At 61.4% G+C, this 7,887-nt stretch carries 5 protein-coding genes; 3 read left to right on the top strand and 2 right to left on the bottom strand.

Annotation, left to right across the window (positions count from 1 at the left end; all coding sequences use genetic code 11):
* Window positions 1-607: 607 nt before the first annotated feature.
* Window positions 608-922: a hypothetical protein gene (locus M8523_RS27890; RefSeq protein ID WP_282588155.1), complete on the bottom strand. Its 315-nt coding sequence runs from the start codon at window positions 920-922 to the stop codon at window positions 608-610.
* A 505-nt stretch (window positions 923-1,427) separates the two neighbouring features.
* Here M8523_RS27890 and M8523_RS27885 point away from each other — a divergent pair.
* The 3 genes from M8523_RS27885 to M8523_RS27875 all read left to right on the top strand — a co-directional run bounded on the left by M8523_RS27885 (window position 1,428) and on the right by M8523_RS27875 (window position 5,601).
* On the top strand, window positions 1,428-2,957 hold the full coding sequence (locus M8523_RS27885; RefSeq protein WP_282588154.1) for a Do family serine endopeptidase: 1,530 nt from the start codon (window positions 1,428-1,430) through the stop codon (window positions 2,955-2,957).
* A 268-nt stretch (window positions 2,958-3,225) separates the two neighbouring features.
* Window positions 3,226-3,984 carry a PRC-barrel domain-containing protein gene (locus M8523_RS27880; RefSeq protein WP_282588153.1) on the top strand — a complete coding sequence of 253 codons (759 nt, stop codon included), beginning with the start codon at window positions 3,226-3,228 and terminating at the stop codon, window positions 3,982-3,984.
* A 39-nt stretch (window positions 3,985-4,023) separates the two neighbouring features.
* A complete protein-coding gene (locus M8523_RS27875) occupies window positions 4,024-5,601 on the top strand; it encodes an ATP-binding protein (RefSeq protein ID WP_282588152.1) in 1,578 nt (525 codons plus the stop codon).
* 49 nt (window positions 5,602-5,650) lie between these two features.
* Here M8523_RS27875 and M8523_RS27870 read toward each other — a convergent pair whose 3' ends face one another.
* Window positions 5,651-7,819 carry an amylo-alpha-1,6-glucosidase gene (locus M8523_RS27870; RefSeq protein ID WP_282588151.1) on the bottom strand — a complete coding sequence of 723 codons (2,169 nt, stop codon included), beginning with the start codon at window positions 7,817-7,819 and terminating at the stop codon, window positions 5,651-5,653.
* Window positions 7,820-7,887: the final 68 nt, after the last annotated feature.

Below are 7,887 nucleotides of genomic sequence, written 5' to 3'. Positions count from 1 at the left end.
CCCCTCACGCTCGAACCCATCACGTCCTCCAGCGCCGCACCGACATCGCCGCCATCCTGAACAGCTCCTCACGCTGCGATGGCACGGCGCAATGCGCTGAGGACGGCCTCCCGCTGGCCCGAGACGGCGATTGGCGTGGGCAGGCTAACGGACGGCACGACGGGAGCGCGAGCAGGGTTCGGCGGATCGGACTTGCTTCGATATCCATTTCTGCGCAACCACAACGGCTGGTATTCATCGGGGCGCTGAGCCGGCGTCTTCCAAATTCGCACGCCCTGCTTATTGGCGTTGTCTTCCCGAAAGTCTGAGAAACCTACAAACCTGTCCCTGGTCGATGCATCGACCGCGGATGAATGAAGTCCGGCGCCTTGACCTTCCCATTCGCGCTCGAATGAACGCAAAGCGCATCATGGGCTCTGTGGAATAGCCAGGGATCGACCCTCGACCCGCTCCACCGATCCTTGGCGATGCGGACGAATTGAGAGGTCTTCCGAAAAGACGTAGGTCAGGATCGCGGTTAGAAACATCGTGACACCAACCCAAAACCACGGCGAATGATGGACGCGCCGCCAGTCCCGCACGGGCCGCTCCGTGATTGAGCTTTTGGTCAACGCTCGACGGGTTCCGCTTTGAGGAATGGGTCAGCTTGCGCCTCTCTGGAGTGGTGATTTTTCGAAGCCAAGTCCTTTTCGAATTCGTGCAAATGGCCGTCGTGAGCTTTAGCATTGATCAAAACCGTGACCGGGCGCCCCACTGCCGTGCCGTCGGTCAGGATGTCGGTGAGATCGATGGCGCGGGTCCGAGCGATAATGCGACGGATGGCAAACATCGCCGCACGTTTGGTGCCAGGGCCCGCCACCATGACGGGCTTAGCCAGCGAAGCCGCCTGTTCCTTGAAGCGGGCCTCGGCTTCCGTCGCCATGAGCGTCTCCAGTTCCGCCATATGTGAAGGGCGGCCTGTAGCCGGTATGGCTCGAAGCGCCGCCCTGCCGAGTGACGTCAATAACACTTGATCGTGGGATCCCAACAGGCTCGGAATCTACCTACGCTCCGCATGTCACATCGCTGGTTGAAAAGTCTGCTGGGATTGAGCGGGAATGAATATGACGGCGACGACATACATGATAGCGCCAAGGCTTTTGTCGATTTTGTCGAGGCGCATAGCAATCAGCTTGAAATTTCAGTTTATAGAAAAGTTCTCGATCTTGTTTTGCCCTATGCTAGGGATTGAGCCCGGCACATAAGTAGAAGTCATACGATTTCTGTGAGATTTTGGCTTAAAGTTATGCAATGTAAATTTTCGTCAATATCAAGTAATTAATAAATACTAACGCGGCGGACATCGTCTCGTAACATGGGTTCATGCACCCTACGTTCATCAGCACGCTGATCGAGCCGTGCGACAAGGCGACCACCGAGGCAATCAGATGAACATCATCAATATCCGTAACCCGTCCCGGCTTCGCGCTGCGTTACTCGGTGCCGTCGCCATCGTTGCGGTCGGTGGCGTCGCCACGGAAACCACGCTTCTCGGCACCACGCCCTCGCACGCCGCCCAGATCGCCAGCGAGCCGGCCCCCGCCGAGATCGCACCCGGCTCCTTTGCTGACATTGTGGCTCGGGTTAGCCCGGCCGTCGTGTCCGTCAAGGTGAAGATTACTGAGGACGATGTCGCCGCGAGCCAGGATGGAAATGGTGCTGGCCAGCAGCCGCCCAGCATGCCGAGCGTCCCCAAGGATGATCCGATGTACCGCTTCTTCAAGCAGTTCGGCGAAAACAACGGACCGGTCCATCCGAACTCGCGCGTCGGCATGGCGCTCGGCTCGGGCTTCTTCATCTCCAAGGACGGCTACGTCGTCACCAACAACCACGTCGTCGAACACGCAACGACCGTCGAACTGACGTTGCAGGATGGTCGTACCGTACCCGCGACCGTCGTCGGCACGGATAAGAAGACGGATCTCGCCCTGCTCAAGACCAAAACCGGCGACAACTACCCATTCGTGCCGTGGGGCAACAGCACCCCTCGGGTCGGCGACTGGGTCATGGCGGTCGGCAATCCGTTCGGCCTCGGTGGTACGGTGACAGCCGGCATCGTTTCGGCGCGGGGACGCGACATCGGCGCGGGACCCTATGACGATTTTCTGCAGATTGACGCTCCTGTGAACAAAGGGAATTCCGGGGGACCGACCTTCAATACGCAGGGCCAAGTCGTTGGCATCAACACCGCCATCTTCTCGCCGTCTGGCGGCAGCGTCGGCATCGGGTTCGCCATTCCGGCCGAGGTCGCAAAGGGCGTTATTGCGGAATTGAAGGCCAACGGCGTCGTATCGCGCGGCTGGCTCGGGCTGCAGATTCAACCCGTCAGTGCCGACATCGCCGACAGCCTGGGCTTGAAGAGCACGAAGGGCGCGTTGGTTTCCGAGCCGCAGAAGGGTTCGCCCGCTGCTGACGCGGGTGTGAAGTCCGGCGATGTCGTCGAAGCCGTGAATGGAACGGCCGTCGAAGGCCCGCGTGACCTGTCGCGCAGCATCGCCGCCTTTGGCCCGGACAAGCAGGTCACGCTCACCGTGTGGCGCGATGGTGCAGACAAGATGATCCCGATCACGCTCGGCAAGCTACCGGGGGACAAGGAGGCGAAGGCGGATGCCTCGGCTGAAACGGACAAGACCGAACTGTCTTCGCTCGGCATGACGCTCGTCCCGTCTTCTGTGGTGCCGGGTGGGGCAAAGGACGGCGTGACGATCGCTGCCGTCGACCAGGACGGCATCGCGGCCCAGAACGGCCTGAGTGTCGGCGACGTCATCCTGCAAGCGAATGGCAAGACCGTCTCGCGACCGGCGGATCTTACGACCGCCTTCAGCGCGGCCAAGCAGGAGCGCAAACCCGTTCTGCTGCGCGTAAAGTCCGGAGATAACGTGCATTACCTCGCGCTCGGCGCCAATGCCTTCGGCTGAGGAAGCGGTGATGCGGCTCCGCTGTCCGGAGCCGTCCCTACTTCAGCCCGAAGGTGAGTTGGACATCGGCGAGCCGCTTTCGAAAAGCGCGAGTGTCCTCGCGCGCCACGCAGAGCATAGGTAGTTTCCGAGCCTCTTCGTCCGCGGCAAACAAATCTAGTCTTCCGTCATCAAGAGCGTGATTTGCCGCTGGCGCCGCCCCCCCTTGGCGTGTCCCGCCATAGCACCGACGAAGACTGAAGCGCGCCGAACCAAAGAGGATCATCCCATGCTTATCGCTGTTTCAGCCTTGAAGGGTTATGCCATCCTCGCCACTGACGGCCGCATCGGCAGTGTCAGCGACGTTCTGTTCGATGACGAATCGTGGAGGCTTCGATGGCTGGTCGTCGACACCGGAACCTGGTTGTCAGAGCGTAAAGTCCTGGTTCACCCGTCAGCCATCGGCCAGGTCGATCACCGCGCGCAGGAATTGCCGGTTCGGATGTCGAAGGCGCAGATCGAGCGCAGTCCCGACCTCGCCCGAGACCGGCCTGTCTCGCTCCAGATGCAAAGTCAGCTTTACGACTATTACGGCTGGGACCCTGTCTGGGGTGGCAGTGGCTATTTCGGAGGCGGGCTCGGCATGGTGGGCTCTTTGGGCTATTCCGACATGGGAGCGCCTCGAATGCCGAACCGGCATGCCTCGGACGAGGGTGATCCGCATTTGCGCAGCATCACCACCGTGACCGGTTCGCACCTTCAGGCGACCGATGGCGAGATCGGCCATGTCGAGAACATGTTGATCGACGATGCGAGCTGGGACATTCGCTATCTCATCGTCGACACCAAGAACTGGTGGTTCGGAAAGCACGTCCTGATCTCGCCTTACGCCGTTAAAGGGATCGCGTGGTCGGAGCACACGATCCGGCTCGACGTCACCCGCGATCGGGTCAAAACAAGTCCGGCCTGGGACCCGATCGCCATGATCGATCAGGTCTACGAAAAAAGTCTTCACAACCACTACGGTTGGCGGGGTTACGGATTCTAGATCGGTTCGGAACGAACAGTCGATCGGAGCGATCCCTCCATGCTCAGCCAGCCCATACAGCCTGAGCCTGAGGTTGAACGGAGGAGCGGGGCCGACATCTTTCTCGCGGCGATGAACACGTCGGGGATCGCCACGGTGCTGACCGATCCTCACCGCCCGGATCATCCGATCGTCTTTGCGAACGAGGCGTTTTCCAAGCTTACGGGCTTTGCGTCCGATGAGATCATCGGGCGCAATTGCCGGTTCCTTCAAGCTCCCGAGACCGATCCTGCAGCGATCCGCACTCTCCGCGAGGCCCTTGCCACACGGCGTCCGATCTCGATCGAAATCCTCAACAGGAAGCGCGACGGCACCTTGTTCTGGAACGCTCTCTGCCTCGGACCGGTCTTCGACGCGGACGGCGAACTTCGGCATTTCGTCGGCAATCAGGTCGACGTCAGCCAGCGGCGGACCGCCGAGCAAGCGCTGCACCAATTGCAGAAGATGGAAGCGATCGGGCAGCTCACGGGTGGCGTGGCACACGACTTCAACAATCTCCTGACGGTCATCATGGGCAGCGTCGAGGCGCTTCGGCGAAAAAGTCTCTCCCAGGAGAGCCGGAGCCGCTATATCGACGCGATCGGCACGACAGCCGACCGGGCTGCGAGACTGACCGGACAGCTTCTCGCCTTTGCCCGCAAGCAACCCGTCGAGCCAACCGTCTTCGACGCAGCAGTTCAGGTGCGTCGCACGGCCGACATGCTGCAAACGATCGTGGGCTCGCAGATCGAAATCACCACCGAACTCACATCGGATCGTTGCTTTGTCAGAGGCGACATCAGCCAGTTCGAAACGGCTCTGGTCAATTTGGCCGTGAACGGGCGCGATGCGATGAATGGCCAGGGGCATCTCACGATCTCGGTCAGACAGATGTCCGATGTTCCTGAGTGGGGAGGACACGTGGCAGTATCCCGCGACGTCATCGCCGTGGCCGTGAGCGACACGGGCACGGGCATCCCGTCCGGACAACTCGATCAGATCTTTCAGCCGCTTTACACGACCAAGGCGGTGGGCGCTGGGACCGGTCTCGGCCTTTCGCAGGTCCAGGGTTTCGTCACACAGATGGGCGGGGAGGTGCGTGTGGAGAGCGAGGTCGACCGCGGCACGACGTTTACCCTTTTCCTGCCCTATGCCCAAGCGGAGCCGATGGCCACGATGGCGCGAATTCAAGCGAGACCAACAGGACAGCGACGACTTCTCATGGTCGAGCACCACGTTCAGATTGCAGAAATCACCTCTGAAATCCTGGAGGATCTCGGTTATGAGGTCCGCTCTGTTACCAACGCCGCTGCGGCTTTGGCGGCGATCGAAGGCAGCGAGCGGGACTTCGATCTCGTCTTCAGCGACGTGCTGATGCCGGGACACATGAACGGCGTCGATCTTGCGCACGAACTGAACCGCCGATGGCCGGGACTGCCGGTGCTTCTGACAACCGGCTACAGCAACGTCCTGGCCAGACAGGAGGAGCTGTCTGGCGATTTCCGGATCCTGCGGAAACCCTATTCGGCAGAGGCCCTGACGAGCCTCATCGGAGACATGATCCGTATCGGGCCGACCGTAGCGGAGAGCGCTGTCTGATCAAGGTCCGACCCAACGCCGAACTACGGGCACGTGACCAGTCTTTCGGTCAGGACCCGCTGCGCAACCCCCTTGCCCAGTCGGCCATCGATCGACGGACGACGGCGTCCTGTGGGCCCTCGATCACCGCAAAATCGGTTCGACCGCCCTTCCGCTCGAAGCGGATGTTGAAGCTCATCGCCCCGACCCGCAGGTCGCGAACCGTGAGGCTCGACATCCAGTCCGGCAGCGCCGGATCGACGTAAAGCTTCCCGTTTGGCGCGTCCGGTTGAAACCCGAGCATGGCCTGGAGTAGCGAGAAGATCGACCCGGCGGCCCAGCCTTGCGGAACGTTGGCGCCGATGTACTGCACGGGAAAATTCGAATCGTCGCGCTGCGTGCCGGCGTAGAGTTCCGGCATCTGGTCCATGGCGAAATAGCCGGCCGCGCGCGTGATGGCTTCGGCGACGCGGCAGGTCTCGTCGTGGAAGCCGTAGCGCTTCATGCCCTGCGCGATGAAGCCATTGTCATGTGGCCAGACCGCGCCAGTCTGATAGTTATAGGGATTGAAGCCCTTGTGACCAGCCGAGAGGGTCCGGATACCCCAGCCACTCCACATGTCCGGCTGCATGAGACGATCCGCGACCCGACGCGCCCGATCCGGCGGCACGATGCCCGACCAGAGGCATTGCCCGGGGTTAGACGCGATCGACATGACCGGCTTCTTGTCGCCATCCAGCGCAAAGGCGTAGAACCCCTCCGCCTCGTTCCAGAAGGTGGCGTTGAACTGGTCGAACAGCACAGCCGCCTTCCGGCGGAGTTCGCCGGCACGTTGGCGGTTTTCCAAGGCATCGTAGATCTGGGCCATGCGCAGCCAGGCGTCGTAGACGTAGCCCTGCAGCTCGCAAAGCGCCTTTGGCCCCTGGACCAGCGAGCCGTCGACGTTCATGACGGCGTCGCCCGAATCCTTCCAGCCCTGATTGGCGTAGCCGACGGGCGAGCGGGTTTCATATTCCTGAAAGCCGTCGCCGTCGCGATCGCCATAGCGGTCGATCCACGCGAGGCATCGCTCCGCCGTATCGAGGTGCTTGGCGAGCAGCGTCCGGTCGCCCGTGCAGGTCCAGGCGGTGTGCAGCGTGATCAGGTAGAGCGGGGTCGCGTCCGCTGTTCCGTAATAGGGCGTGTGCGGGATGAGCTTGAAATGGGCGAGTTCGCCCCGCCGCAGCTCATGATGGATCTTGCCCGGTTCGGCGTCGCGGTAGTCGTCGCGTTCGGTTGCCTGCCATTGCGCCATAACCAGCAACGCACCGCGCGCAAATTCGGGATGCACGATGGCGTTCTGCAGCGAGATGATCAGGCTGTCGCGACCGAACAGCGCGACGAACCACGGCAGGCCGGCCGCCGGTACGAACTGCAGGTGATCCGTGCCCTCGATCGGCAGGCGCAATGCGGACATGTCGTCGATCGCCTGCGCGAAAGCCGTGGCAAAGGTCTGGTTCTCGGTCTCCACCTTGAGCACGCTGTCCGCCCAGCGCTTTTGCGCCTTCATCGCGTCCGAACTCATGTAGTCGGCAACGGCCTGCTTGGGGGCCTTGCTCCACGTCTCGCCACTGGCGAAATCGTAGAGCAGACCGGTATGCCACGAGGCGCCCGGCTCAATGTCAACGGTGAAGTTCAAGCGGCCGTTCGCATAGGTCATCGCCGTGTGCTGGTTGATGGCCGTCACCTTCAGCGCTCTCGAAAAATCTTCATGGCTGTAGGTGGTCGTCAAGGCCTGTTTCTCCGGAGACCAGTCGGTTCGGATCTGGCCCCGGCGTGTGACCGTCTTGCCCTTCACCTCGAAAAGATCAGCGAAGTCGCTTCGGATCGCGAGTTCGAGACTGAAGCACACCGGCGTGGCGCCATAGTTGATAATATCGACGTCTTCATGCATGCCGCCGTCGATATGCCGCCCGAACACGAGCCCAAGGGTGTTTTCCGCGATCGTTCCGCCAGCCGTGAGGATCGGCAGGTTGGTGCAATAGATCCGGGCCGCGGAGGCCGACAGCGCACCGCCGTTGAGCAGCTTCCAGGGTACGCCATCGGCGAACATGGCCCAGGCACTGATGAGCCGCGTGTCGAGAAAATAGAGACCCTTGTCCCCTTCGACGCTGATCTGCCCATCCGGATCGCTGACCATCACGGTGTAGCCCTGATGAACCGCGAGCTGGGGCGGACCGACTTTGATCTCGAGCGTCATGTCAGTCCTTCAGGCACAATCACCCGCCACATCAACTTCAGGGACGATCCGCGCCCTTGGTGGACTGT

This window comes from Lichenifustis flavocetrariae (assembly GCF_026130545.1).
In the GTDB taxonomy this organism is placed as follows: domain Bacteria; phylum Pseudomonadota; class Alphaproteobacteria; order Rhizobiales; family Beijerinckiaceae; genus Lichenihabitans; species Lichenihabitans flavocetrariae.
This window is presented reverse-complemented; position numbering and strand designations above follow the sequence as displayed.